Origin of the sequence: Azospirillum sp. TSO35-2 (assembly GCF_003116095.1) — a bacterium.
Taxonomy (GTDB): domain Bacteria; phylum Pseudomonadota; class Alphaproteobacteria; order Azospirillales; family Azospirillaceae; genus Azospirillum.
In genome coordinates this window covers 2,850,339-2,873,677 of sequence record NZ_LGRA01000021.1, presented here as the reverse complement: position 1 = coordinate 2,873,677, position 23,339 = coordinate 2,850,339, and the positions used below count along the sequence as shown (strand labels likewise).

At 71.6% G+C, this 23,339-nt stretch carries 20 protein-coding genes and 1 pseudogene; 9 read left to right on the top strand and 12 right to left on the bottom strand.

The window, feature by feature from the left end; all coding sequences use genetic code 11:
- Positions 1 to 149: 149 nt before the first annotated feature.
- The 4 genes from TSO352_RS29015 to TSO352_RS29000 all read left to right on the top strand — a co-directional run bounded on the left by TSO352_RS29015 (position 150) and on the right by TSO352_RS29000 (position 3,946).
- Complete coding sequence (locus TSO352_RS29015; RefSeq protein WP_247872492.1) at positions 150 to 554, top strand: tellurite resistance TerB family protein; 405 nt, start codon at positions 150 to 152, stop codon at positions 552 to 554.
- Between the two features lie 36 nt (positions 555 to 590).
- Positions 591 to 1,493, top strand: coding sequence for an NAD(P)-dependent oxidoreductase (locus TSO352_RS29010; RefSeq protein ID WP_109110516.1), 903 nt, complete (start codon positions 591 to 593; stop codon positions 1,491 to 1,493).
- A gap of 211 nt (positions 1,494 to 1,704) precedes the next feature.
- Entirely contained in the window at positions 1,705 to 3,306 is a 1,602-nt protein-coding gene (gene cimA, locus TSO352_RS29005) for a citramalate synthase (protein WP_109110515.1), read from the top strand.
- Positions 3,307 to 3,478: 172 nt separating this feature from the next.
- Positions 3,479 to 3,946 carry a preQ0 transporter gene (locus TSO352_RS29000; RefSeq protein WP_109110514.1) on the top strand — a complete coding sequence of 156 codons (468 nt, stop codon included), beginning with the start codon at positions 3,479 to 3,481 and terminating at the stop codon, positions 3,944 to 3,946.
- 49 nt (positions 3,947 to 3,995) lie between these two features.
- On the opposite strand, the gene TSO352_RS28995 is transcribed toward TSO352_RS29000, so the two are convergent.
- From TSO352_RS28995 to TSO352_RS34335, 6 genes are all read right to left on the bottom strand, one after another.
- The gene (locus tag TSO352_RS28995) at positions 3,996 to 4,667 is read right to left on the bottom strand and encodes a ChrR family anti-sigma-E factor (protein ID WP_109110513.1); all 672 of its coding nucleotides are present in this window, start codon (positions 4,665 to 4,667) and stop codon (positions 3,996 to 3,998) included.
- A gap of 40 nt (positions 4,668 to 4,707) precedes the next feature.
- A complete protein-coding gene (locus TSO352_RS28990) occupies positions 4,708 to 5,298 on the bottom strand; it encodes a sigma-70 family RNA polymerase sigma factor (RefSeq protein ID WP_109110512.1) in 591 nt (196 codons plus the stop codon).
- 235 nt (positions 5,299 to 5,533) lie between these two features.
- Positions 5,534 to 7,519, bottom strand: a complete 1,986-nt coding sequence (locus tag TSO352_RS28985; RefSeq protein WP_247872491.1) for a molybdopterin biosynthesis protein — start codon at positions 7,517 to 7,519, stop codon at positions 5,534 to 5,536.
- A 23-nt stretch (positions 7,520 to 7,542) separates the two neighbouring features.
- Positions 7,543 to 8,781, bottom strand: a complete 1,239-nt coding sequence (locus TSO352_RS28980) for a molybdopterin-binding protein (RefSeq protein ID WP_109110511.1) — start codon at positions 8,779 to 8,781, stop codon at positions 7,543 to 7,545.
- Positions 8,782 to 8,808: 27 nt separating this feature from the next.
- On the bottom strand, positions 8,809 to 9,726 hold the full coding sequence (locus TSO352_RS28975) for a PleD family two-component system response regulator (protein WP_109110510.1): 918 nt from the start codon (positions 9,724 to 9,726) through the stop codon (positions 8,809 to 8,811).
- Positions 9,727 to 9,734: 8 nt separating this feature from the next.
- Complete coding sequence (locus tag TSO352_RS34335; RefSeq protein ID WP_109110509.1) at positions 9,735 to 13,640, bottom strand: response regulator; 3,906 nt, start codon at positions 13,638 to 13,640, stop codon at positions 9,735 to 9,737.
- 315 nt (positions 13,641 to 13,955) lie between these two features.
- On the opposite strand from TSO352_RS34335, the gene TSO352_RS28965 reads away from it, so the two are divergent.
- A complete protein-coding gene (locus tag TSO352_RS28965; RefSeq protein WP_109110508.1) occupies positions 13,956 to 15,344 on the top strand; it encodes a PQQ-dependent sugar dehydrogenase in 1,389 nt (462 codons plus the stop codon).
- A gap of 7 nt (positions 15,345 to 15,351) precedes the next feature.
- Here TSO352_RS28965 and cowN read toward each other — a convergent pair.
- From cowN to TSO352_RS28940, 5 genes and pseudogenes are all read right to left on the bottom strand, one after another.
- Positions 15,352 to 15,645 (bottom strand): annotated as a pseudogene (gene cowN / locus TSO352_RS28960) (N(2)-fixation sustaining protein CowN); the annotation flags it as partial.
- 40 nt (positions 15,646 to 15,685) lie between these two features.
- Complete coding sequence (locus TSO352_RS28955) at positions 15,686 to 16,489, bottom strand: RNA methyltransferase (protein ID WP_109110507.1); 804 nt, start codon at positions 16,487 to 16,489, stop codon at positions 15,686 to 15,688.
- A 77-nt stretch (positions 16,490 to 16,566) separates the two neighbouring features.
- On the bottom strand, positions 16,567 to 17,709 hold the full coding sequence (locus TSO352_RS28950) for a UDP-3-O-(3-hydroxymyristoyl)glucosamine N-acyltransferase (protein WP_109110506.1): 1,143 nt from the start codon (positions 17,707 to 17,709) through the stop codon (positions 16,567 to 16,569).
- A gap of 111 nt (positions 17,710 to 17,820) precedes the next feature.
- Positions 17,821 to 18,303 carry a cupin domain-containing protein gene (locus TSO352_RS28945; RefSeq protein WP_109110505.1) on the bottom strand — a complete coding sequence of 161 codons (483 nt, stop codon included), beginning with the start codon at positions 18,301 to 18,303 and terminating at the stop codon, positions 17,821 to 17,823.
- Between the two features lie 119 nt (positions 18,304 to 18,422).
- A complete protein-coding gene (locus TSO352_RS28940; protein ID WP_247872490.1) occupies positions 18,423 to 19,049 on the bottom strand; it encodes an OmpA family protein in 627 nt (208 codons plus the stop codon).
- Positions 19,050 to 19,165: 116 nt separating this feature from the next.
- Here TSO352_RS28940 and TSO352_RS28935 point away from each other — a divergent pair, with 116 nt between their 5' ends.
- Positions 19,166 to 20,203: a DctP family TRAP transporter solute-binding subunit gene (locus TSO352_RS28935; protein WP_109110503.1), complete on the top strand. Its 1,038-nt coding sequence runs from the start codon at positions 19,166 to 19,168 to the stop codon at positions 20,201 to 20,203.
- 84 nt (positions 20,204 to 20,287) lie between these two features.
- On the opposite strand, the gene gcvA is transcribed toward TSO352_RS28935, so the two are convergent.
- Positions 20,288 to 21,196 carry a transcriptional regulator GcvA gene (gene gcvA, locus TSO352_RS28930; protein WP_109110502.1) on the bottom strand — a complete coding sequence of 303 codons (909 nt, stop codon included), beginning with the start codon at positions 21,194 to 21,196 and terminating at the stop codon, positions 20,288 to 20,290.
- Positions 21,197 to 21,326: 130 nt separating this feature from the next.
- Here gcvA and TSO352_RS28925 point away from each other — a divergent pair, with 130 nt between their 5' ends.
- From TSO352_RS28925 to TSO352_RS28915, 3 genes are all read left to right on the top strand, one after another.
- Positions 21,327 to 22,031, top strand: coding sequence for an SDR family oxidoreductase (locus TSO352_RS28925; RefSeq protein WP_109110501.1), 705 nt, complete (start codon positions 21,327 to 21,329; stop codon positions 22,029 to 22,031).
- A gap of 202 nt (positions 22,032 to 22,233) precedes the next feature.
- Positions 22,234 to 22,806, top strand: a complete 573-nt coding sequence (locus TSO352_RS28920) for a hypothetical protein (RefSeq protein ID WP_109110500.1) — start codon at positions 22,234 to 22,236, stop codon at positions 22,804 to 22,806.
- Positions 22,803 to 23,300, top strand: a complete 498-nt coding sequence (locus TSO352_RS28915; RefSeq protein WP_109110499.1) for a hypothetical protein — start codon at positions 22,803 to 22,805, stop codon at positions 23,298 to 23,300. The genes TSO352_RS28920 and TSO352_RS28915 overlap by 4 nt, the downstream gene beginning before the upstream one ends.
- Positions 23,301 to 23,339 lie beyond the last annotated feature (39 nt).

The window sequence follows — 23,339 nt, the reverse complement described above, 5'->3', positions numbered from 1 at the left end:
AATAGGGGGTGCCAACCGTTCCGTCGAGCCGCCGACCCCTCCGCTCAGGGCATGGCACCCTTGACGCCGGACGGGCGTCGTTCGAGATTGGCGCAACGGGGGGACGGTCCGGTTCCGGAGCCACGCGATCCCGCCCAACGAGAAAGCCCATGATCGACCACCACAGCGCGCTCATCTACGTCATGGTCCTGGTGTCGGCCTGCGATGGCGACATGACCGACGCGGAACTCGAAGCGATCGGCGAGAATGTCCGTTACCTGCCGATCTTCCGCGACTTCAGCAGCGACCAGGTGATGGCGGCGACCCGCGAATGCACGGCCATGCTGACCGACAACGACGGGCTGGACACCGTCCTGACCATCATCGAACAGGCGCTGCCGCCCAAGCTGCGCGAAACCGGCTACGCCGTCGCCTGCGACATCGCCGCCGCCGACCCCAAGGCGTCGCAGGAGGAACTGCGCATGCTGGAGCTGATCCGGCACCGGCTGGGCGTCGACCGGCTGTGCGCCGCCGCCATCGAGCGCGGTGCCCGCGCCCGCCACGCCCGCCTGTGATCCCCGCCAGTGACCCAAGCCCCTGTGAGCGGTTCCATGTCTGACCAGACCACCCCCGACACGACCGCCCGGCCCGACCTTACGGGCCGGCGCGTCGGCTTCATCGGCCTCGGCCTGATGGGCAAGCCGATGGTCCGCGCCCTGGCCCGCGCCGGTGCCGAACCGGTGGTGACCAGCCGCAGCCCCGGCCCGGTCGCCGAGCTGGCGGCGGAGGGGATGCTGGCCGCCACCGGCCCGGCCGCCGTCGCCGGCCAGGCCGACGCCATCATCCTGATGCTGACCGACACCGCCGCGGTCGAAAGCGTGGCGGAAGCCCTGCTGCCGGTGCTGCGCCCCGGCCATCTGGTCATCGACATGGGCACCACCGCCGTCGCCGCCACCCGCGCGCTGGCCGACCGGGTGGCCGCCACCGGCGCCGCGTGGCTCGACGCCCCGGTGTCCGGCGGCACGGTGGCGGCGGAGGCGGCGACGCTGACCATCATGGCCGGCGGGACCGAGGCGGCCTTCGCCCGCGCCCTGCCGCTGCTGCAGGCGATGGGGCGCCGCATCACCCATGTCGGGGCCAGCGGCGCCGGCCAGATCGCCAAGACCGCCAACCAGGTGATCGTCGCCCTGACCATCGGCGCGGTGGCGGAAGCGCTGGCGCTGGCCAGGGCGGCCGGGGCCGACCCGGCCAAGGTGCGCGACGCCATCCGTGGCGGCTTCGCCGAATCCCGCATCCTCGACCTGCATGGCGGCCGGATGGTCAGCGGCGACTTCACGCCCGGCGGCCGGGTGACCACCCAGGTCAAGGACCTGCGGCAGGCGGAAGAGCTGGCCGAACAGTCCGGCATCGACCTGCCGACGCTCGGCCTGTCGCTAGAGCTGTTCGAGATGCTGGTCGACCAGGGCGACGGCGGCCTGGACCATTCCGCGCTGTACCGGCTGTTCGCGCGCTGACCGCAACCGCGGGGGTTCCACACCGCATGACCGGAGCGGCCAGGACCGCTCCGGCATTCCCTCCGTTGCGATAAATCACCGCTTCCCGCAAGTTTCTTGTCGGAACACCCCCTGCGCCCTTGTCAAAACGGTTGAGCGGCGGCGCCGCATCGTCCATTCTCCCGGCTTTCCGCGGGGTGGCACGGCTCCGCATTCTTCAGGTCAGGCGGCGATGACGGGCGAACGCATCCATCTGTACGACACCACGCTGCGCGACGGGGCGCAGACCCAGGACGTGGATTTCTCGGTCGCCGACAAGATCGCGATTGCCCAGGATCTCGACCGCATCGGCATCGACTATGTCGAGGGCGGCTGGCCGGGCGCCAACCCGACCGACGACCAGTTCTTCGCCGAGGCGCCGGAACTGACCCGGGCCACCTTCACCGCCTTCGGCATGACCCGCCGCCCCGGCCGCAGCGCCGCCAACGACCCGCAGCTGAACGCGCTGGCGCAGTCGCGGGCCAAGGCGGTCTGCATGGTCGGCAAGACCTGGGACTTCCACGTCGACGTCGCGCTGGGCATCCCGCGCGAGGAGAATCTCGACCTGATCCGCGACAGCATCGCCGCGCTCCACGCCGCCAAGGGCGAGGCGCTGTTCGACGCGGAGCATTTCTTCGACGGCTACAAACGCAACCCGGACTACGCCATCGCCTGCATCAAGGCGGCCTATGACGCCGGCGCGCGCTGGATCGTGCTGTGCGACACCAACGGCGGCACCCTGCCGCACGAGATCGACGCCATCGTGCGCGAGGTGGTGGAACGGCACGGCATCCCCGGCGACCGGCTGGGCATCCATTGCCACAACGACACCGAGAACGCGGTCGCCAACTCGCTGGCCGCGGTGCGGGCCGGGGTGCGCATGGTCCAGGGCACGATCAACGGCCTGGGCGAGCGGTGCGGCAACGCCAACCTCGTCTCGCTGATCCCGACGCTGATGCTGAAGATGGGCTTCGAGACCGGCATCCGGCGCGAGGATCTGCCGCTGCTGACCCAGCTCAGCCGCAGTTTCGACGACCGGCTGAACCGCGCCCCCAACCGCCACGCGCCCTATGTCGGCGCCAGCGCCTTCGCCCACAAGGGCGGGCTGCACGTCTCGGCGGTGGAGAAGGACCCGTCCTCCTACGAGCATGTCGCGCCCGACGCGGTCGGCAACCGCCGGCAGATCGTCATGTCCGACCAGGCCGGCCGTTCCAACCTGATCGTCCGGCTGCGCGACATCGGCATGGCGGTCGACGCGAAGGACGACCGGCTGACCAGCCTGCTCGACCTGGTGAAGCAGCGCGACAGCGACGGCTACGCCTACGACACCGCCGAAGCCAGCTTCGAGTTGCTGGTCCGCCGCGAGTTGGGCGAGGTGCCGCGCTTCTTCGAGCTGCTGCGCTTCCACGTCACCGACGAGCGCCGCTACAACGCGGTCGGCAAGCTGGTGGTGGAATCCGAAGCGGTGGTGCGCGTGCGGGTCGGCGACACGGTGCGGATGGAGGTGGCGGACGGCAACGGCCCGGTCCACGCGCTGGACGTCGCCATGCGCAAGGCGCTGGAACCGGTCTATCCGGCGCTGGCCCAGGTCAGCCTGTCCGACTACCGCGTCCGCATCCTGGCGGCCAAGGAAGGCACCGGCGCCATGCCGCGCGTGCTGATCCGCTCCGCCCGCACCGACGGCACCGAATGGTCGACGCTGGGCGTGTCGACCAACATCATCGAGGCGTCGATGGAAGCCCTGGTCGACAGCTACACCTACGCCCTGCTGAAGAGCGACGCGACGCCGGTGTGAGTCTCCCTCTCCCCCCGGGGAGAGAGGGGACAATACGCGCTTCACGACGATGCTTCACGAGGATGGCGTGATCTGATAGCAAGGCGGTTTCGGGGCGCTCGCATTCACGCGGGGGCTGCTCCGGTCATCAGCGCCCGTATTGCCGCGGGTCCGCTTTCGGAGGATCACCGCCATGCTCTGGCTCGCCGCCTACATCGGCAGCATTCTTGCCATCAACTCCGCCTTCAGCCTGTTTCCGCACCTGGACCTCGTCTGGTCCTGCTGGGCCGGGCTGATCTTCGTCCTGCGCGACATGGTGCAGGTCCGGTTCGGCCACTGGGCGCTCGCCGCCATGCTCGGCGGCACCGTGCTGTCCTACCTGCTGACCGACCCGTTCGTCGCCACCGCCAGCGTCGCCGCCTTCGCCGTGTCGGAAATGATCGACTGGGCGGTCTTCACCGTCACCCGGCGTCCGCTGCGCGACCGCCTGTGGATCAGCGCCGCCCTGTCGGTGCCGGTCGACACCGCGATCTTCTTCGGCATGCTCGACATCTGGGTGCCGGGGGTCTGGGCCGCCAGCCTCGCGTCCAAGCTGCTGGGCGTGTCGGCGGTGTGGCTGCTGATGCGCACGCGGGACGGCCGGGTGGCCGTGGCCGCCTGACCCCGGGGCGACCCCCGAGGCGACGAGGGGGCATTCGCCCCCTCCCCCCTCAGAACGAGATGAAGCGGTTGAGGAACCGCCCCACCGGGCCGGTCAGCCGCAGACCGCCGATGGTGGTGGCAAGGCAGAGGCAGCCTTCCGGGTCCGACACCGGGCGATGCTCCAGCGAGCCGTCGCCGACGGCGATGTCGCCGGGCTGGAAGGCGCCGAACTCGTCGCTGAAGCCGCCTTCCAGAACCACGGTCAGTTCCAGGCCGCCGTGGGTGTGCTGGGGCACCGCCACGCCGCCCTTCATGCGGATCAGCCGCGTCGTGCCGACCGAACCGGCCATCAGGTCGAGGCCGCGCATGCCCGGCTGGAAGAAGCGCCAGCCGGCCGGGACCAGCCGTCCGTCGCGGTCGAGCCGGCCGCGCAGGTAGCTGCGCAACGGCTCCGGATAGCGCGAGCGCGACGCGACCGGCGGCGCGGCGGGACGGCAGGGCGGCGGCCGTTCATGGTCGAGCCGTGCCATCAGCGCGTCCAGGCAGCCGGGCGACAGCACCTCCGGTTCGAGATCGTCGAGCAGGACACCGCCGACCGCCTCCATCTCCGCGACCGCGTGGCGGCAGGCGGGGCAGAACGCCATGTGGGTGGCGACGGCCAGGGCGGCCCCTTCGCACAGGCCGCCGCCGGCATAGTCGATCAGCAGCGTGTCGCCCGGATGATGGCTGGGCAGGCTCATGCGGCGACCCTCATGCCGGCATCTCGCACAATCGCGTTTCTCATGCCCCGTCCCTCATCGCCTTGCGCAGGCGTTCCATCGCCAGACGCAGGCGGGACTTCACGGTGCCGAGCGGGATGCCGTGCTCGGCGGAGATCACGCTGTGCGGCTTGTCCTCGAAATAGGCCATGCGCAGCAGGTCGGCCTGTTCGGGCGGCAGGTCCTTCAGCGCCGCGCGCAGACGGCCGCTGCTTTCCTTCACCTCGATCCGGCGGTCGGCGGCCTGCTCGGCTTCCGGCACCAGACCCGCCGGCACCAGGGCAGGATCGTCGGGATCGATCTCCGGCCGCTGTTCGCGGCGCAGCGCGTCGATCCGCTTGTTGCGCGCGATGGTGAACACCCAGGTGCTGGCCGAGGCGTGGACCGGATCGTAGGTTTCGGCGCGTCGCCAGACCAACAGCATGACCTCCTGAACAAGCTCTTCCGCGGCGCCGGACTCGCATCCCAGCCGGCGCAGATACGTCTTCAACCGCGGCGCGAAGTGGCCGAACAGGGCCCCGAACGCCAGTTTGTCCCGCTCGCGCCCGACGGCGACGATCAGGTCTTCCAGGCCGGGAGCCGTGTCGGCCGCTGGGGTGTGCTGGTCATGCATGCCCCCATTCAAGGGGAACACGCGTCGCCGCACAAGCCGGGGATGGTCCCACCACCGGAATTCGCCCACCGTACCTTACGACGCCCCGCCCCCTGCCCCGGATGTCCCGCCGGGCTGTATGTTGCATCGTGACCGTCGGTACGCAACCGGTCGCCGGTCGGATCACAAAAATCGGATCACAAAAAATCGCGGGCGCGACGTTTTGTTTGGTTTGACCGACAAAATTGTTCAGACTCTATCGCGAAAACCCCATCTTGCGCAGGGCCTCGGCCACCGCCGGGTCCTCCAGCGCCTCGACAAAGCGGCGCACCGCCGGGCGGTCGCGCCGGGCGGTCGGGATGACGAAGTCGTAATGCTCCTCCTGCAGCGGCAGGAAGCCCAGGCCGTAGAGCGTCGCCGCCGGGGCGATCGCCACCCCCCAGTCGGCGCGGTTCTGGGCGACGGCGACGGCGACGGCGTTGTGCGACTTGGCCTGCGTCCAATAGCCGGTCGGCCGCGCCGCCCCCAGCAGCCGGTCGGTCAGGATGCGGGTGCCGCTGCCGGCGTTGCGGTTGATCAGGATGCAGTCGGGCAGCCCGGCGACCGCGGCCACCGCCTCCTCCACCGTCCGGCCTTCGAAGCGCGGGTCGCCGCGGCGGAAGACGATGCCCTGCATGCGGCGGTAGCCGGTGACCAGCTCCAGACCGGGGGCCAGGAAAGGCGTGTTGTAGGCGCCGGTCGCCGGGTCCATCAGGTGGACCGGCGCCACGTCGCATTCGCCGCGCCGTGCCGCCGCCAAGCCGCCCATCGAACCGACGTTCAGCGCCTTGACCGTCAGGCCCTCGCCGATCAGCCGGCCGAGCACGGCGTTCAGGCCGATGCACTGGCTGCCCACCACGATCAGGTCGGCCGGGGCCAGGGCGCGGCCCAGCAGCTGGACCGAGACGGCGGTGCCGGCGTCCACAGCCTCCGCCTGGGCGTCGATGGCGAGGAAGCCGTCGGCGTGGCTGAAGGCGGTGACGGCGCCCGATCCCTTGGACAGCGGATAGGCGGCCAGATCATCGCCGGCGCCGCGCACCAGCGAGACCATGACGTATTCGGTGCGCCCGCGTTCCGACCCCAGCCGCACCGGCAGGGTGGCCGGCACCTCCGCCGCCGTGGCGGGGGGCAGCCCGGCCAGCGCGCGGATCACCGGCGCGACGAAGCTGTGGAAGGTGAACATGGCGGAGGTCGGGAAGCCCGGCAGGATCACCACCGGCTTGCCGGCGGTGACGGCGAGGCACAGCGGCTTGCCCGGCTTCAGCGCCACGCCGTGGACGACGATGCCGGGGTCGGACAGTTGCGCGACGATCCGGTGGGAGCGGTCGCCCGCCCCCTTCGAGGTGCCGCCCGACAGCAGCAGGGCGTCACAGGTCAGCCCCTGGGCGACCAGCCGTTCCAGCGCCGCATCCTCGTCGGGGGCGATGCCCAGCGGCACCGGCTCGCCGCCCAGCTCGGCGACGGCGGCGGCGAGGATGGCGCCGTTGCTGTCATAGACGGCGCCGGTGCGCAGCGGCTGGCCGGGCGCCACGATCTCGTCGCCGGTCGACAGGATGGCGACGCGCGGGCGGCGCACCACCGCGACCTCGGCCAGCCCGATGGCGGCCAGCACGCCGATCTCGCGCGAGGTCAGAAGCTGGCCGCGCCGCAGCACCACCTCGCCGCGGCCGATGTCGGAGCCGGCGGCGGCGACGCAGGCGCCGGGCGTCGCCGGCCGGGTCAGCGCGACGCGCAGGCCGTCCGGGCGCTCGACCGCCTCGGTGGTTTCCACCATCACCACGGCGTCGGCGCCGCGCGGCAGCATGCCGCCGGTGGCGATCACGGTGGCGGTCCCCGGCTCCACCGTCAGGACCGGGGCGTGACCGGCGGCCAGCACCTCGTCGTTCAGCCGCAGCTCGACCGGGCGGTCGTCGGCCGCCCCCACGGTGTCGGCGGCGCGCACGGCGAAGCCGTCGACCACCGAGCGGTCGAAGCCCGGCACGTCGACCGCCGCCACCACGTCGGCCGCCAGCACCCGGCCCAGCACCGCCGCCAGCGGCACACTCTCCTCGCCGCACGGGCCAAGGGCGAGGTGACGGTGGAAACGGGCGCGCGCCTCGTCGCCGCTGACCACCTCCAGGAACTGGTCCTGGCGGGCGGCCTGGGCGACGAAACGGCGGATGTCCTCACGGTTGTCGGGACGGCTCTGGTCAGGGTTCTGCACGCGGCAAACCTTCTCGATTCGGGTCAGACGGTGGCGGGATCGAAACGGTACATGGTGACCGGGGCGCCGTCCGGCACGCCTTCGCTGTCGGCGGCGATCAGGACGAAGCCGTCGGCCGCCGCCGCCGCCGCCAGACCGGGCCAGCCGGGCGAGCCCACCGGTTCAACCCGGCCGTCGGCGCTCAGCCGCACCCGGTGCAGATCGACGCAGCCGATCTCCGACACCAGCTTGCGGCCGGTGACGGCGGCGACGGTGGCGTGGGGCAACCCCGCCGAACGATCACCGACACACCGGCCGGCAGCCCGGCGGACGGCGCGGCCGGCCAGCAGCTCGTAAGCGGCCAGCGCCGCCATCGGCTCGCCCGGCAGCAACAGCACCGGCACGCCCTCCGCCAGCCCAAGCCCGGCACTGCCCCCCGGCCGCATGGCGATGCCGTGGACATCGAGGCGCCCGGCGCCGAGGGCGGCCAGACCGGCCAGCGCCGGCGGTGCCACATCGTCCATCCCGGTGCCGGTGCGGCCGACCGACAGGATCAGGTCGGCACCGGGCTGACGGAAGGCCGTGGCCAGCGCCGCACGGTCGGCGGGCAGCAGCAGCGGCGCATCGGCACGGCCGCCGTCGCGGTCGACCAGCGCGGCCAGCATCGCCCCCAGCATCTCCGCCCCGCCACCCTTCGGCCCGCCGGCCAGCAGGATGCGGACGCGCGGCGGCGGAACGACGCGCAACGCCGTCCGACCAAAGGCGGCGAGCAGACCGAGGTCGGCGGGACGCAGCCGGCGCCCGGCCGGCAGCAGCACCGCTCCGGCAGCCGCCCAGGCGCCGCGCCGCTCCACCCCGCTGCCGGGCGCCACCGCGTCGACCGCCTCGACGATCAGGCCGGCGGCCGGGCCGAACGCCTGAACCGCCTCGTGGCCGATCACGGCGTCGCAGCCGGCCGGGATCGGCTCGCCGGCCGACAGCGCGACCGCGCCGGCCAGCGGCACCGGGTTGTAGGAGCCGGCGCCCAGCGTGTCGGCCGACGCCACGGCGTAGCCATCGATAACGGCGCGGTCGGTGGCCGGCCAGTCGGCCGCGGCGGCGACCTCCTCCGCCAGCACCAGCCCGGCGCAATCAGCCAGCGGCCGCGTGCAGGGCGGCGGCGGGGCGGTGTGGCGGTCGATCCACGCCCAGGCGTCCGGCAGCGGCGCCCGGCGGGCAAAGCCGCGGCCGCGGACGTCCTGCGGCGGGAGGGGTGGTGCCGGTGTTGCGGGCGCTCCGGTCATCCTCGGCCTCTCAAGCCGGCCGGGCGGTCACAGGGCCGCGACCGCGGCGTCCTGCACGCGGTTCCGGCCGGCCCGCTTGGCCTGGTAGAGCAGTTGGTCGGCGGTCTGCGCCAAACTCTCCGGATTGCCGTCGACGGTCGGCACCACGGTGGCGACGCCCAGGCTGATGGTGACGTAGGGCGCCACCGGCGATTGGGCGTGCGGGATGCGGCGTTCGGCGACCCCGGCGCGAAACCCCTCCGCCACCAGGGCGGCGCCGGGGCCATCGGTTTCCGGCAGCAGGCAGACGAACTCCTCCCCGCCATAGCGGGCGACGAGGTCGCACGACCGCCGCGCCCGCTCCGACAGCACCTCCGCCACCACGCGCAGGCATTCGTCGCCGGCCTGATGGCCGTACTGGTCGTTGTAGGCCTTGAAATGGTCGACATCGAGGATGATGAGCGACAGCGGCAGGTGCGAGCGGGCGCAGCGGCGCCATTCGCGCAGCATCGCCTCGTCGAAGCGGCGGCGGTTGGCGATGCCGGTCAGCCCGTCCAGGAAGGACAGGCTGCGCAGCAGGTCGGCCTGCCGCTTCAGCAGCAGGTGGTTGCGCACGCGCGCCTTCACGATCGGCGGGCTGATCGGCTTGGTGATGAAGTCGATCGCCCCGACCTCCAGCCCGCGCGTCTCGTCCTCCACCTCGCTCTTGGCGGAGATGAAGATCACCGGGATGTCGTGGATGGCGGCGTCGGCCTTGATGCGGCTGCACACCTCGTAGCCGTCCATCCCCGGCATCATGATGTCCAGCAGCACCAGATCGGGCATCCGCGCCTGCACCAGCTCCAGCGCCTTTTCACCGTCGGTGGCGAAATAGATGTCGTAATCGTCCTTCAGGATGCGGCTGAGCACATGGACGTTGGAGGGGATGTCGTCCACCACCAGTATCTTCGGGCGCGGGTCGGCCATGGGCGGGTTCAGACCGTCGGTAACGAGAGGCCCAGGTCCCGTGCGATCCGCTGCACGATGCCGAGCGCCTTGGTGAAATCCAAACCGTCGATGGCGGTGGACAGCCCCTTCATCACCGAGGGCTCGACCCACTCCGTCAACAGCGGTGCGAGCATAGCGAACTCTTCCGCCGCTGCGAAGTTGCTGTCATGTAACAATATTGCGAATTGAGGCAGGGTGCCGGCCAGCGCCTGCCGGCTCTCCGCCAGCCGGGCCGGATCGGCGGCGGCGTCCGCCGGCGAGGCCGCGTCCTGCCGCCGATCGCCCGGTTCCGGAACCTCGGCGCCCTTGCCGGCCAGGAGGCGCGCGCCCTCCAGCACCAGGGCAAGCTCCGCCCGCAGGATCGGCACCTGCGCGGCGGCGGCGGCCCGGTCGTCCAGATGGGCCGCGGTCTGCACCGCGTCGGCGGCGGCCGACAGCCGGCGGGCGCCGAGGTTGCCGGCGACGCTCTTCAACTCGTGCGCCACCGCCTTGGCGCCCGACAGGTCGTCCGCCTCCACGGCCGTGGCGATCCGTTCGGCGACGTCGGCGTAGCTGCCCAGGAACTCCGCGAGGAAACGGCGAAGCAGGCCGCCGTCGCCGTCCAGGCGGTTCAACGCGTCCGACAGATCGATCCCCGGCAGCGTGTCCGGCAAGCCGTCGGGCCGCCGCGCCGCCGCCAGCACGTCGTCCCGGCCCTGACCCGCCATGCCGGCCGCCATGGCCGCCTCCTTCAGCACCGACGCCGGTGCGCACGGGGCGGCGCGGCCCGCCGCGGCCACCAGCGGCGGCCCGAGCCAGCGCGCCAGCGTCGCGAACAGCTGCGGCAGGTCGAGCGGTTTCGGCACATGGTCGTCCATGCCGTTGTCCAGGCAGCGCTGGCGGTCGGCCGGCATCGCGCTGGCGGTCATGGCGATGATCGGCAGCCGCCGCCCGCCGGCCAGGGCGCGAATCGCCGCCGTCGCCTCGAACCCGTCCATATCCGGCATCTGCACGTCGAGCAGCGCCGCATCGAAGGGGGTTTCGGCCAGACGCACGCAGTCCACCGCCTGCCGGCCGCTGGCAACGACGGTGACGGCGGCGCCGGCACGCTCCAGAATTTCGCGCGCCACCTGTTGGCTGATGGCGTTGTCGTCGGCCAGCAGCAGCCGGCGACCGTGCAGCGCCGGGCGGCTGTCCCAGCCCGGGCCGCACAGCGCGTTGCCGGGACCGGTGGACGTTCCGGCGGTGGGACCGTCTGGGGTGCCGTCGGCGGCGCCGTCCGCAGCATCGGCGTCCGGCGCAGGATCGGCATCCCGGCCGCCATGGGCGTAGGCGACGGTGACGGCGTCCAGCAGGGTCGAGGCGGTGACCGGCTTCACCAGGAAACCGGCGACCCCCGCCTCTTCGAAGCGGGAGCCCAGCCGGTCGCGGCCGTAGCCGCTGATGACGATGATCATCGGGGTGCCGGCCCGCGCGTCGGCGCGGATGCGGCGCGCCGCCTCGATGCCGTCCATCCCCGGCATCTTCCAGTCCATCAGCACCACGTCGTAGGACCGGCCGCCGGCGGCGGCGCGTTCCAGCTCGTCGATGGCGGCCCGCCCGTCGCAGCAGGCGGTGACCGACCAGCCGAAGGCGGCGGCGATCTCGCTCAACACGTCGCGGGCGGTGGCGTTGTCGTCCACCACCAGCACCGACAGGTCGCGCGGCACCAGCCGCGGCGGCAGCGCCGCGTCGGAACCGCCGGTCCCGGCATGGCGCCCGAACTCCACCTGGAAGCGGAAGACGCTGCCCTTGCCGACCTCGCTCTCCACGTCCATCGAGCCGTTCATCAGGCGGACCAGCCGGGCGCAGATGGCCAGCCCCAGCCCGGTGCCGCCGAAGCGCCGGGTGGTGGAGCTGTCGCCCTGGCTGAACGCCTGGAACAGCCGTTCCCGCTGTTCCGGCCGGATGCCGATCCCGGTGTCGCGCACCGCGAAGTCCAGCACCGCGCGGTCGTCGGACTGCGACCGCAGCCGGACCGACACCACCACCTCGCCCTGGTCGGTGAACTTGATGGCGTTGCCGGCGAGGTTGATCAGGATCTGCTGAAGCCGCAGCGGGTCGCCGATCAGGTCGAGCGGCACGTCGGGCGCCACCGAGAACAGGACGTCGATGTCCTTTTCCTGGGCGGCCGAGCCGACGATGACCGCCAGCGTCTGCAGCAGGTCGTCCAGCCGGAAATCGGCGCGTTCCAGCTCAAGCTTGCCGGCCTCCACCTTCGAGAAGTCGAGGATGTCGTTCAGGATGCCCATCAGCGACTGCGCCGACACCCGCAGCTTCTGGGCGTAGTCGCTCTGGCGGTCGGTCAGCTCGGTCTGCTGGAGCAGGTGGATCAGCCCGAGGATCGCGTTCATCGGCGTGCGGATCTCGTGGCTCATGTTGGCCAGGAACTCGCTCTTCGCCCGGCTGGCGGCCTCCGCGGCGAGGCGGGCGCGCTGCATCGCCGCCTCCGCCCGCTTGCGCTCGGCGATCTCGTGGAAGACGACGACCGCGCCCTCGACCTTGCCGTCGCCCAGCATGGGCGAGGCGGTGTATTCGACGGCGACCGGCAGGCCGAACTTGGTCCAGTAGGTGTCCTCCAGCCCGCGGCGGGTCTCGCCGCTCAGCAGCACCTCCGTCACCGGACACTCCAGCGACGGGTAATGCGAGCCGTCGGCCCGCCTGGAATGGATCAGCGCGTGCAGGCTGCCGCCCAGCAGCTCGTCGTTGGCGTAGCCGGTCAGGGCGGAGGTCGCCGGATTGGCGAAGGTGATCAGCCCCTCGCGGTCGACGCCGCAGATGCTGTCGGAGGCGGAGTGCAGGATCAGGTTCAGCCGCCGGTTCGCCGTGGCGAAAGCCTCGTTCGCGGTTTCCAGTTCGCGCTTCTTGGCGTCCAGCTCGGCGTTGGTGTCGGCCAGGCGGCGGCGGCTCACCACCTCGCGCTCCAGGCTGCGCAGGGCGGCGTAGGCCAGCCCGGCGCAGGCCAGCACCGCCAACCCGACCAGCAGGCTGCCGCGGGTCGTGCGTTCGCGCCAGTCGGCCAGTTCGGCCTGTTCCGACAGGCCGACGAAGGCGATCAGCGGCAGGGTCGGCACCCGCTGGTACGACACCATGCGCCGGCCGCCGGGCACCGCCGCCGCCACCTCGAAGGTCTCGGTGGAGGCATCGACCGCGCGGCGCATCACCTCGCGGCTGTCGAGCGCCTCCAGCGGCTCGGCGGCGGGGAAGCGCAGCACCGGCTTTCCGTCGCTGCGGAACAGCGCGATGGTCGACCCCGGCCCAAGGTCGAGGCTCTCGTAGAGCTGGCGGTAATAGTCGAGTTCGACGTTGGCGTGGACCACGCCCTGGAACCGGCCGTCGATCAGCACGGCCCGGCTGACGGTGAAGGACTGGGCGCCGGTCAGCCGCCCGGCGATCCGCTCGCCGACGTGGAACTCGGCGCCGGCCTGATGGACCTGGAAATAGGCGCGGTCGGCAATGTTGCTGTGCGGGGTCGGGAACTGCCGGCTGCTCAGCACGCTGTCGCCCTCCGGGCCGTGCACCCACAGCGCCGCGATCTCCGGCAGGTTCTCGACCATGTCGCGCATCGGCAACCAGACGGTGCGGTTGGTCTCCAGCCCCTCCAGCCCCTGGTGGCGGATGAGGTCGAGCGTGCGGCCGATGGCGAGGTCGGCGGTTGCGACGGTTCGCCGCACATGCTCCTGCAGCAGGCGGGCGGCCGACTGCGCCTGCTCCCGCGAATGGCGCAGGGTTTCGACCCGGTCGCTCCAGACCACGAATCCCCAGAAGCCGACGCCCAACAGGGCGATCAGGGCAAAGGCGGCGGCCAGCAGCAGACGGGTTCGGGCGGGAGAAAGGGCCAGCGCCGCAGCGTCGGTCGGAGTCCTGTCCATCATTGCCGAGTCATCGCCGCTTCATCACCGCGTGCCGGCCCCCCGGCCGCGCCACTTTCGCGCGGAGTATGGGCTTCTGCGCGCGGCGACCGCAAGCGGCTTGATGCGCGCAACGGCGACAACGGGCGTCCCGGCCGGACGCGTCCGGCGCGTGTGGACGCCCCCTGTTGTGCAGCCTCTCTTGTTCCGCCCGTCTCCTGTGCGCATCCCCTTGCACCACGCGCCGGCCGGGCCACATCGCAGCACAGGACCGATCCGCCCCCGGCCCCGCTTCCCCCCTGTTCCGCCGCCGTCCCTGCCCCTGGGAGTGCCCGACCGATGCCCGACCGCCGTGCCGCCCCGCTAGCCCTCCGGGTGCCGGCTGCCCCGGCTCTGACCGCCCGGCTTCTGTTCGTCGCCATGTTCGCCGCCGGTCCGGTCGCGGCGCAGTCCGCCGCCTCCGGCCCGGTCAGGACCGACCCGATGCAGACGGTGGGGGCGGAGGTCCATGTCCGGATGGAGGCGCTGCCCAAGCCCTACGACACCCCGGCGGTCGCCAACCTGTCGGAACCGGCGCCGCGGCCGGCCGGCCAGCCGCTGCGGGTGCCGCGCGGCTTCACCGCCACGCTGTTCCGGGACAAGGTCGACAACGCCCGCAACCTGCTGGTCCTGCCCAACGGCGACGTGCTGGTGGCGCAGCAGCGGCCGGGCAGCCTGACCCTGCTGCGCGACGCCGACGGCGACGGCAAGGCGGAGGTGGCGCTGGAGTGGGCGAGCGGCTTCGACCACCCCTTCGGCCTCGCCTTCCACGACGGGGCGGTGCTGGTCGGCGATCTGACCGGCGTGTGGCGCCTGCCCTGGAGCGAGGGGGCCGACCGGCCCGGGGAGCGCCGCCGCATCACCGCGGCGGGCGCGTTCGGCAAGCGCGGCGGCCACAACACGCGGACCATCGCGGTGGCGCCGGACGGCCGGCATTTCTACGTCGGCATCGGGTCGGAGGGGAACATCGGGGTTGAGCCGGAACCGCGCGCCACCATCCAGGAATTCCGCATCGACGGCAGCGGCCAGCGCACCTTCGCCGCCGGCCTGCGCAACCCGGTCGGGCTCGTCTTCAAGCCGGGGACCAACGACCTCTACACCGTGGTGAACGAGCGCGACGGGTTGGGCGACCAGCTGGTCCCCGATTACCTGACGCGGGTGAAGGAGGGCGGCTTCTACGGCTGGCCCTACTCCTACATCGGGTCGCACCCGCAGCCGGACCTCGCCGGCAAGCGGCCGGACCTGGTCGAGGCGGCGCTGACGCCCAACCTGCTGTTCCAGGCGCACTCCGCCCCGCTGGGCCTCGTCTTCGGCGACGCGACACGCTTTCCGATGCGCTTCCGCCAGGGCGCCTTCGTCGCGCTGCACGGGTCGTGGAACCGGTCGAAGCCGACCGGCTACGCCGTCGCCTTCGTCCCCTTCGACCAGGGCCGACCGACCGGCACCTACGAGACCTTCGTCACCGGCTTCCGCGTGACGGCTGATTCCGGGGCCGGGGCCGGCAAGGACGACAGCCCGCGGGTGTGGGGCCGGCCGAGCGGCCTTGCCGTGGCCAGGGACGGCAGCCTGCTGATCGCCGAGGACAGCGGCTCGGTCTGGCGGGTCGCCTACGCCGCGGCGGATCCGGCGGACAAGGAACCGGCGGAGAAGGACCCGGCCGGCGGCGCGCCGGAAGCCGGCAAGCCGTGAGGCGGCAGCAGCACTCGTCCTCCAGCCGGCGCAGCATCGCCAGCCCGTCCTCGTCGTCGTGCTCCTCGAACAGGTCGGCGATGTAACAGATGTTGGAGCAGAGCAGGCACAGCCCGTCGGCCTGCCGCTTCAGCGGGTCGTCGGCGACCGCCAGCTTGGCGCGGAAGCGCTCCCGGAAGGCGTTGGTCTTGGCGGGATCGTCGATGTGCGTATACAGCCGTTCGATGATCCGGCGGCTGTTGCCCTCGCAGTCGATGCCCTTGAAGGAAACATAGCGGTCGGGGGCGTCCATGTTCTGCAACGCATAGTCCATGGACGCCCACTATAGCCGCGGTCGCGGTTTAACTCTCGCCTTTCCGCTTGGCGGCCGGCTGCTTGGTCCCAGGCTGCTTGACCGAGGTCAGCGCGGCGACGACGCCGTGGAAGGTGCGGACCTCCTGCTCGGTCATCTCCATCCGCTCCAGCGCGTTGCGCAGGGTGCGGACCATCGACGGGCGCTTTTCCGGGCTGGTGAAGAAGCCGGTTCGGTCCAGCGCGCCTTCCAGCCGGTCGAAGAAGTTCACCAGCTCGGCCTTGGTCGCCGGACGGGTCGCGCCGGTGTGCAGGAAGCTGTCGGGGGTGCGGTCGCCGGTCTGGAACCACTCGTAGCCGATCAGCAGCACCGCCTGCGCCAGGTTCAACGACGAGAAGGCCGGGTTCAGCGGCACGGTGACCAGCGTCTGCGCCAGCGTCAGGTCGTCGTTGAACAGGCCGGTGCGCTCCGGCCCGAACATCACGCCGATGCGCTGGCCGGCGGCGTGGCGCTCGCGCATCTCCCCCGCCGCGACGCGCGGGGTGACGAAGCGCTGGATCATGTCGCGGGTGCGCACCGTGGTGGCGTAGACCGCCTCCAGGTCGGCCACCGCCTCGGCCGTGGTGTCGAACAGGCGGACGTTGTCGATCACCAGATCGGCGCCCGACGCCGCGGCGGTCGCCTTCTCGTTCGGCCAGCCGTCGCGCGGCTTGACGAGGCGCAGGTCGGTCAGCCCGCAATTCAGCATCGCCCGCGCGCAGGCGCCGATGTTCTCGCCAAGCTGCGGCTGCACCAGGATGACGGCGGGGCCGCCGAGGATCATGTCGCGGGTTGGATTCTGGCCGGAGGTCATGGGACGACAATGGTTCGAGTGGAAAACACGTGCCCCCAGCGGGGGAGGGTCAGGATGGGGACAGCGGGGGCCGCGCCTTACTCCTGCTGCTCCGCCTCCGCCTCGACCTTCGGCGCACCGCCGCCGTCCAGCGCGCGCAGGCGCGCCTTCAGGTCGGCGACGTCGGTGAACAGGCGCTTCAGGCGGGCGAGGCCCTTGTACTGTTCGAAGGCGCGGCTGCGCGGGACGGCGGGATAGCCCATGTAGACCGCCTTGGCCGGGATGTCGGTGCCGACGCCGGAATTGGCGGCGACCACCGCGTCGCTGCCGATCTTGACATGGTCGGCGACGCCGACCTTGCCGGCCAGCACCACGCGGTCGCCGATCACCGTGCTGCCGGCGACGCCGACATGGCCGCACAGCATGCAGTTGGTGCCGATCTGCACGTTGTGGCCGATCTGGACCAGGTTGTCGATCTTGGTGCCGTTGCCGACGCGGGTCGCGGTGACGGTGCCGCGGTCGATGGTGGCGCCGGCGCCGATCTCGACGTCGTCGCCCAGGATCACCGTGCCGATGGAGTTCACCCGGCGCAGCAGCACGTTGGTGCCGACGACGCGGCCGGTGGTCTTGGCCGATTCGACGCTGCCCGGCTCCGGCGTGACGAAGCTGAAGCCGTCGTTGCCGATGGCGGCGTTGGGATGGATGATGCAGCGGGCGCCCATCTCCACCCGCTCGCCGATGCGGGCGCCGGGGTGCAGCAGGCAGCCGTCGCCGATCACCGCGTCGGCGCCCACCGTGACGTGCGGCAGCACGATGGCGCCGGCGCCGACGCGGGCGCGCGGCCCGATGTAGGCGAAGGGGGCGATGGAGGCGTCCGGCGCCACCACCGCGTCGGGCGCGACGTAGGCCTGCGGCGACACCCCCGGTTCGGCGTGGACCGGCCGCTCGAACAGGTCGAGCATCCCGGCCATGGCGTAGCGCGGGCGCTTCACCACGACGCGGCCCGCGATCCCCTCCGGCACCTCGGCCCCTTCGGCGACCACGGCGGCGACCGCCTTGCTGCCGGGCAGCAGCGCCAACAGCTCCTTGTCCATGGCGAGCGCCAGATCCCCGGGGCCCGTCGCCTCGGACGGGTGGACGGCGCGCCGGATCACGAGGGAACCGTCGCCTTCGACCTGGGCGCCAAGGGCGGCGGCGATCTCGGACAGGGTCAGCGGGGCCTGGGTCAGGGCCTGGGTCATGGGGGCAGCACCGGTGTCAGGGTCGTGAAGGCCGCCGACGCGCCATGCCGGGCATGGACGGACGACGACGGCGCGGACCCTAACACGGGCGTCCGGCGGATGGCGAGGCGTTCAGAACGCGGTGCCGGGCTGCGCGCCCCCGGCCTGCCCGGCGCCCGTCTTTCCGGCACCGGGCCGCCGCGACCGCAGCCAGCCCGTCGCCCGCGCCTTCGCCTGCCGCAGCAGCGACTGCCGCTTCTGCACCGCGAAGTACTTGCGCACCGTCTCGATGATCTCCCAGGTGCCGGTGAAGCCCATCGGCAGGACCAGCGCGTCGCCGGCCTTGTATTCGCGCGGGGTTCCCCCCTGCGGCGTGATGATGACGCGGCCGGACAGCAGCACGCAGAACTCCTCGTACGGCCAGTCCTTCATCGCCACCGTGCCGGGGGTGCATTGCCAGATCCCGGATTTGAAGCGGCCGTGATCGCCCTGGTAGAGGTCCCGGTGGATTTCCAGCGGCTGGCCGGACAGCACGGTGCCGAACAGCGCCGGCTTGCCGACCTCGTCATCGGCGATGCGGTGGCTTTCGATCGGCACGGGGGTAAAGTCGGTCATCGGGTCTCCTGGGAACTCTCCTGGACGGGGCTGGCGGAGGGCCGGCGGCGCACGGACGGATCCGCAGCGTGGTCGCAACAGATGGCGGCGCCGAAGGTTCCCGTCGCCCCCGCCGAACGTCATTCTCCCAGATTGACGATCTCCACCCGCCGGTTGGCCGCCGCCTTGGGCTGGTCGGGCAGCAGAAGCTCGCGCGCCCCCATGCCCGACGCCTCCAGCCGGTCGCGGCGGATGTGGTGGCGCGACACCAGATACTCGACCACCGCCCTGGCCCGGCGTTCCGACAGGACGCGGTTGACCGCGTCGCCGCCGACCACGTCGGTGTGGCCGACGATGCGGAAGCGCGTGGCCCCCGCCGCCGGGTTGCTCATCACCGCCGCCACCCGGTCCAGGATCACCCGCGATTCGGGACGGATGACGGCCGAGCCGAAATCGAACTCCACCCGGAAGGCGGCGCGCAGTTCCGGCACCGGCACCGCGGACGGTCCGGGCAGCGGCGGCACCGTCACCGGACCGGGCTTGGCCGCCGGCGCCTGCGCGGGCGGCGGGGCGGCCGGACGCTGCATCCGCATCGGCGGGCAGCCGGCCCCGGTCGTGCCCAGCAGCGCCGCCTGGATCTCGCACTCGCTGGGGTTCGGCCCCATCGGTACCGCCGGGTTGGGCAGCCCCTGGGCGACCGCCGTGCCCGGCAGGCCAAACCCAAGCCCAAGCCACACGCAAGCGCCGGCAAAAAGCACCCGCCGCATGGCCGCATTGTTCGCGCCACGGACGGTCCGGGCAAATTGCGCGTGGAATGGTCCTGGGTGCATCTGTACGATCCCGGTCCGTATCTTTCGTATAGGGCGCTTGGGAGGAAACAAGGATGAAGATGTTGAAGGCTCTGCTCGCCGGCATCGCGCTGGCCGCGCTGACGGTTCCGGCCCTGCTGCCGGGTGCCGCCGGCGCCGCCGACTACAAGGCGGAGTACAAGCTTTCCACCGTTCTGGGCAAGCCCTTCCCCTGGGGCGTGGGCGGGGACCGCTGGGCCGAACTGGTCAAGGAAAAGACCAACGGCCGCATCACGATCAAGATGTACCCCGGCACATCGCTGGTCAACGGCGACCAGACCAAGGAATTCACCGCGCTGCGCCAGGGCACGATCGACATGGCGGTGGGGTCGACCATCAACTGGTCGCCGCAGGTGAAGGAACTGAACCTGTTCTCCCTGCCCTTCCTGATGCCCGACCACAAGGCGATCGACGCGCTGACCCAGGGCGAGGTCGGCAAGAAACTGTTCGACCTGCTGGCGACCAAGGACGTCGTGCCGCTGGCCTGGGGCGAGAACGGCTTCCGCGACATCTCCAACTCCAAGCACCCGATCCGGGCGCCGGAGGATCTGAAGGGCCTGAAGATCCGCGTCGTCGGCTCGCCGCTGTTCCTCGACACCTTCAGCGCGCTGGGCGCCAACCCGACGCAGATGAGCTGGGCCGACGCGCAGCCCGCCCTGTCGACCGGTGCCGTCGACGGCCAGGAGAACCCGCTGACCATCTTCGTCGCCGCCAAGCTGGCGACGCTGGGCCAGAAGAACCTGACGCTGTGGGGCTACGTCGCCGACCCGCTGATCTTCGTCGTCAACAAGGAAGTGTGGGCGAGCTGGTCGAAGGAAGACCAGGAGGCGGTGCGCGCCGCCGCCGTCCAGGCCGCCGCCGAGGAGGTGGCGATCTCCCGCAAGGGCATCACCGCCGACGACGACAGCCTGCTGAAGGACATCGCCGCCCAGGGCGTCGAGGTGGTGCGGCTGACGCCGGACCAGCAGAAGGCGTTCCAGACCGCCACCCAGCCGGTCTTCGACAAGTGGGCCAAGCAGATCGGCCCCGATCTGGTGAAGGCGGCCCAGACCGCCATCGCCGCCCGCAAGTGACCGGTCGCGCGTCCTGACGCCGGGGCGCCCGGCCATCCGCCGCCGACACCGGATCCGAAACGTCCGAACGTTCCGGATCCGGTGTCACTCCGGCGAACAGGCTCCCTGTCCGGCGCCGTTTTCCAACAGCCAGCGTCGGATCGCCAGGGTCGGTGCGGGATGACGCGGTTTGCGCGGCATGACGACGTAGAACCCCGGCGCCGCGATCGTCGTGCGGAACGGACGGACGAGCCGACCGGCGGCAAGCTCCTGCTCGACCAGGACTCCGCTCACCAGGGCGATGCCTTGGCCCGCCACCGCCGCGTCGATGGCGAGCGAGGTGTGGCTGAAGCGGATGCCCCTCCCGGCGGAGAGACCAGCCCCGGGGAACTCCGCCTCGATGTAGTCGGGCCAGAGGTTGTGCGCGTCGTGCAACAGCGTGAACCGGGTGAGGTCGTCCGGCGCCAGGGGCAGCCGCGCACCGGCCAACAGGTTGGGGCTGCACACCGCCGTGACGCCCTGCTCGAACAGCGGGTCCACCCGCAGTCCCGGCGCCACGGGCGGTTTCCCTTGGCGGACGGCGATGTCGACGCCGTCGGACTGGAAATTCGACAGGCTTTCGGCGGCGAGCACACGGAGATCCACGTCGGGGTGCGCGGCGGTGAAGTCGGGAAGCCGTGGGATCAGCCACTTCGAGGCAAAGGTCGGCGTGACGCTGATGGTCAGACGCAACGGAGCCGGGCGTACGGCGGCCGTGGCGTCGGCGATCAAGGCGAAGGCGCGTCGGATCTGCACGACATAGGACCGCCCCTCATCGGTCAGCGCCAGCGATCTTGGCCGCCGCTCGAACATTTTCACGCCGAGCGTCGCCTCCAGATTGCGCACCTGTTGCGCGACGGCCCCCTGCGTGACCCCCATCTCCTCCGCGGCGAGGCGGAAGTTCAGGTGCCGCGCCGCCACATCGAAGGCGCGCAACGCGTTCAGAGGCGGCAGCCGGGAGTGCGGATCGCGCATGCAGTAGATTTTCTATCGGGACGGAGGCGTTGAATTGGTTTGTGCCGATGACACGCCGTCCATATCGTAAGCATGAACCAGCCTGGGCAACAGTGTTTTGTCCGGCTCACGGCGTCGGGAGGATCGCAGGATGTCTGTAGAAAAAGTGGCGATTGTGACCGCGGGCGGCAGTGGCATGGGTGCCGCGGCGGCGCGGCGGCTCGCGGCGGACGGGTTCAAGGTCGCGATCCTGTCCTCCTCCGGCAAGGGCGCGGCGCTGGCGGCGGAGCTCGGCGGCATCGGCGTGACCGGCTCCAACCAGTCCAACGACGACCTGAAGCGTCTGGTCGACGAGACGATGGCCCGCTGGGGCCGGGTCGACGCGCTGGTCAACAGCGCCGGCCACGGCCCGCGCGCCCCCATCCTGGACATCACCGACGAGGACTGGCACCGCGGCATCGACGTCTATTTCCTCAACGTGGTCCGCGCCACCCGCCTGGTGGCGCCGATCATGGTGACGCAGAAGTCGGGCTCGATCGTCAACATCTCCACCGCCTGGGCGTTCGAGCCGAGCGCGATGTTCCCCACCTCGGCCGTCGCCCGCGCCGGCCTCGCCGCGTACACCAAGATCTTCGCCGACCAGTACGCGGCCGACAACGTGCGCATGAACAATGTGCTGCCCGGCTGGATCGACAGCCTGCCCGCGACCGAGGAGCGCCGCCAGAGCGTCCCGATGGGCCGCTACGGGCGCAGCGAGGAGATCGCCGCGACCGTCGCCTTCCTCGCCTCGCCGGGGGCCGGATACATCACCGGCCAGAACATCCGCGTCGATGGCGGCCTCACCCGGTCGGTCTGAAGCCCCAGTGAGGCGGGGGCGGGCCAGAGCAGATTTTCAGGGCTGGGGTCACACGTCCGCGTGATGCGGATTGCGGCGCAATCGGGTACATGTGTCTGACGGTGCTTGCTGAAACGGGCCGGCGCCGGCTCATCAGCCGTCGGTCGGGCCAAAGCATGGCCAGGGATCGAGGGGCCGACATCGAGGTCCGGAGCGGGCGGGTATGACACCGGTTGTCCTGTTGGCGCTGTTCTGCATCACCGCCACCCCGCTGTTCCTGGCGGTCCGCCGCGGCCTGATCCATCGGACGGAGCGGGAGATCCGGCGCGCCGGTGCCGCCCTGATCGCCGAGCGCGACGCGCTGGAAGCCCAGGCCAACGAACTGGAGGCCATGCAGGCCGACATCGGACGGCTGAAGGCCAGACTGGTCGAGCTGTCGACCGAAAAGCTGATCCTGGACCGGCGCAGCGGCAAGCGCGCCGCCACCTCCCGCCGGTTCATCCACGAGATCGGCCGGTTCGAGCCCGGCCGCAGCCAGTTCACCTTCCGTCTGGCGATGGCGCCCGGATTCCTCGACCGGCCCGACGCCAAGGCGGTGGTCCATCCCGCCATCTGGCGGTTCGAGAACGAAGCGCAGGTCTGGGCCACCGACTTCGGCGCGGCACAGATGCTGAGCCGCAGCATCTTCCACGACGGCGTCGGCGTGACCATCACCGGCGGCGAGGATCCCGACGACGTGGCCGGGGCCAGCGCGGGGGGTGGCGCGGATGCCGGGCGGGAGGCTGCGGCGCGATGAACAGCCTGTGGCTCCTGGTGGCCCTGGTCAGCCTGGGCGTCGGCCTGCTGGGCGAGCGTATCCTGCGCATCCGCGCCAAGCGGCAGAACGACAAGCTGGCGGCGTTGAACGAACGCCTGGACGTCTACGCCAACTACGGCAAGCTGGCCGCCCTGCGCCGTGCCGAGGCGGAGGAGTCGCTGGCCGCCCTGCGCGAGGAATCGACGCAGGTCGAGGCCGACATCCAGGCGCGGCAAGCCGCGCTCGCCGACGATGCCGCCCTGGCGCCGATGGAGTTTCACTGCGTCGACCGCATCGCCCGCGGTGCCGACGGTCCGCTGTGGTACGTCGCGGTCGAAGCGCTGGACCGCACCGCGCCCTGGACCGGGGTCCGCCACTACGCCATCGCCGCCGCCAGCGCCGACGAGGCGCGCAAACGCATCCAGGAACGCCATCCCACCGCCGCCGCCTTCGCCATCGCCCCGGCGACGCCGCTGGTTCTGCCGGAACGCTGATCCGGACAGCACGCTGATCTGGTCATGACGAAGGCCCCG

Coding starts and splice junctions, on each gene's coding strand:
- cimA (WP_109110515.1), top strand. CDS start 1,705: ATGACGGGCGAACGCATCCATCTGTACGACACCACGCTGCGCGACGGG.
- TSO352_RS28920 (WP_109110500.1), top strand. CDS start 22,234: ATGACACCGGTTGTCCTGTTGGCGCTGTTCTGCATCACCGCCACCCCG.
- TSO352_RS28995 (WP_109110513.1), bottom strand. CDS start 4,667: ATGAGCCTGCCCAGCCATCATCCGGGCGACACGCTGCTGATCGACTAT.
- TSO352_RS29000 (WP_109110514.1), top strand. CDS start 3,479: ATGCTCTGGCTCGCCGCCTACATCGGCAGCATTCTTGCCATCAACTCC.
- TSO352_RS28945 (WP_109110505.1), bottom strand. CDS start 18,303: ATGACCGACTTTACCCCCGTGCCGATCGAAAGCCACCGCATCGCCGAT.
- TSO352_RS28990 (WP_109110512.1), bottom strand. CDS start 5,298: ATGCATGACCAGCACACCCCAGCGGCCGACACGGCTCCCGGCCTGGAA.
- TSO352_RS28940 (WP_247872490.1), bottom strand. CDS start 19,049: ATGCGGCGGGTGCTTTTTGCCGGCGCTTGCGTGTGGCTTGGGCTTGGG.
- TSO352_RS29010 (WP_109110516.1), top strand. CDS start 591: ATGTCTGACCAGACCACCCCCGACACGACCGCCCGGCCCGACCTTACG.
- TSO352_RS28950 (WP_109110506.1), bottom strand. CDS start 17,709: ATGACCCAGGCCCTGACCCAGGCCCCGCTGACCCTGTCCGAGATCGCC.
- TSO352_RS28935 (WP_109110503.1), top strand. CDS start 19,166: ATGAAGATGTTGAAGGCTCTGCTCGCCGGCATCGCGCTGGCCGCGCTG.
- TSO352_RS28915 (WP_109110499.1), top strand. CDS start 22,803: ATGAACAGCCTGTGGCTCCTGGTGGCCCTGGTCAGCCTGGGCGTCGGC.
- TSO352_RS28975 (WP_109110510.1), bottom strand. CDS start 9,726: ATGGCCGACCCGCGCCCGAAGATACTGGTGGTGGACGACATCCCCTCC.
- TSO352_RS28980 (WP_109110511.1), bottom strand. CDS start 8,781: ATGACCGGAGCGCCCGCAACACCGGCACCACCCCTCCCGCCGCAGGAC.
- TSO352_RS28965 (WP_109110508.1), top strand. CDS start 13,956: ATGCCCGACCGCCGTGCCGCCCCGCTAGCCCTCCGGGTGCCGGCTGCC.
- gcvA (WP_109110502.1), bottom strand. CDS start 21,196: ATGCGCGATCCGCACTCCCGGCTGCCGCCTCTGAACGCGTTGCGCGCC.
- TSO352_RS34335 (WP_109110509.1), bottom strand. CDS start 13,640: ATGATGGACAGGACTCCGACCGACGCTGCGGCGCTGGCCCTTTCTCCC.
- TSO352_RS29015 (WP_247872492.1), top strand. CDS start 150: ATGATCGACCACCACAGCGCGCTCATCTACGTCATGGTCCTGGTGTCG.
- TSO352_RS28955 (WP_109110507.1), bottom strand. CDS start 16,489: ATGACCTCCGGCCAGAATCCAACCCGCGACATGATCCTCGGCGGCCCC.
- TSO352_RS28925 (WP_109110501.1), top strand. CDS start 21,327: ATGTCTGTAGAAAAAGTGGCGATTGTGACCGCGGGCGGCAGTGGCATG.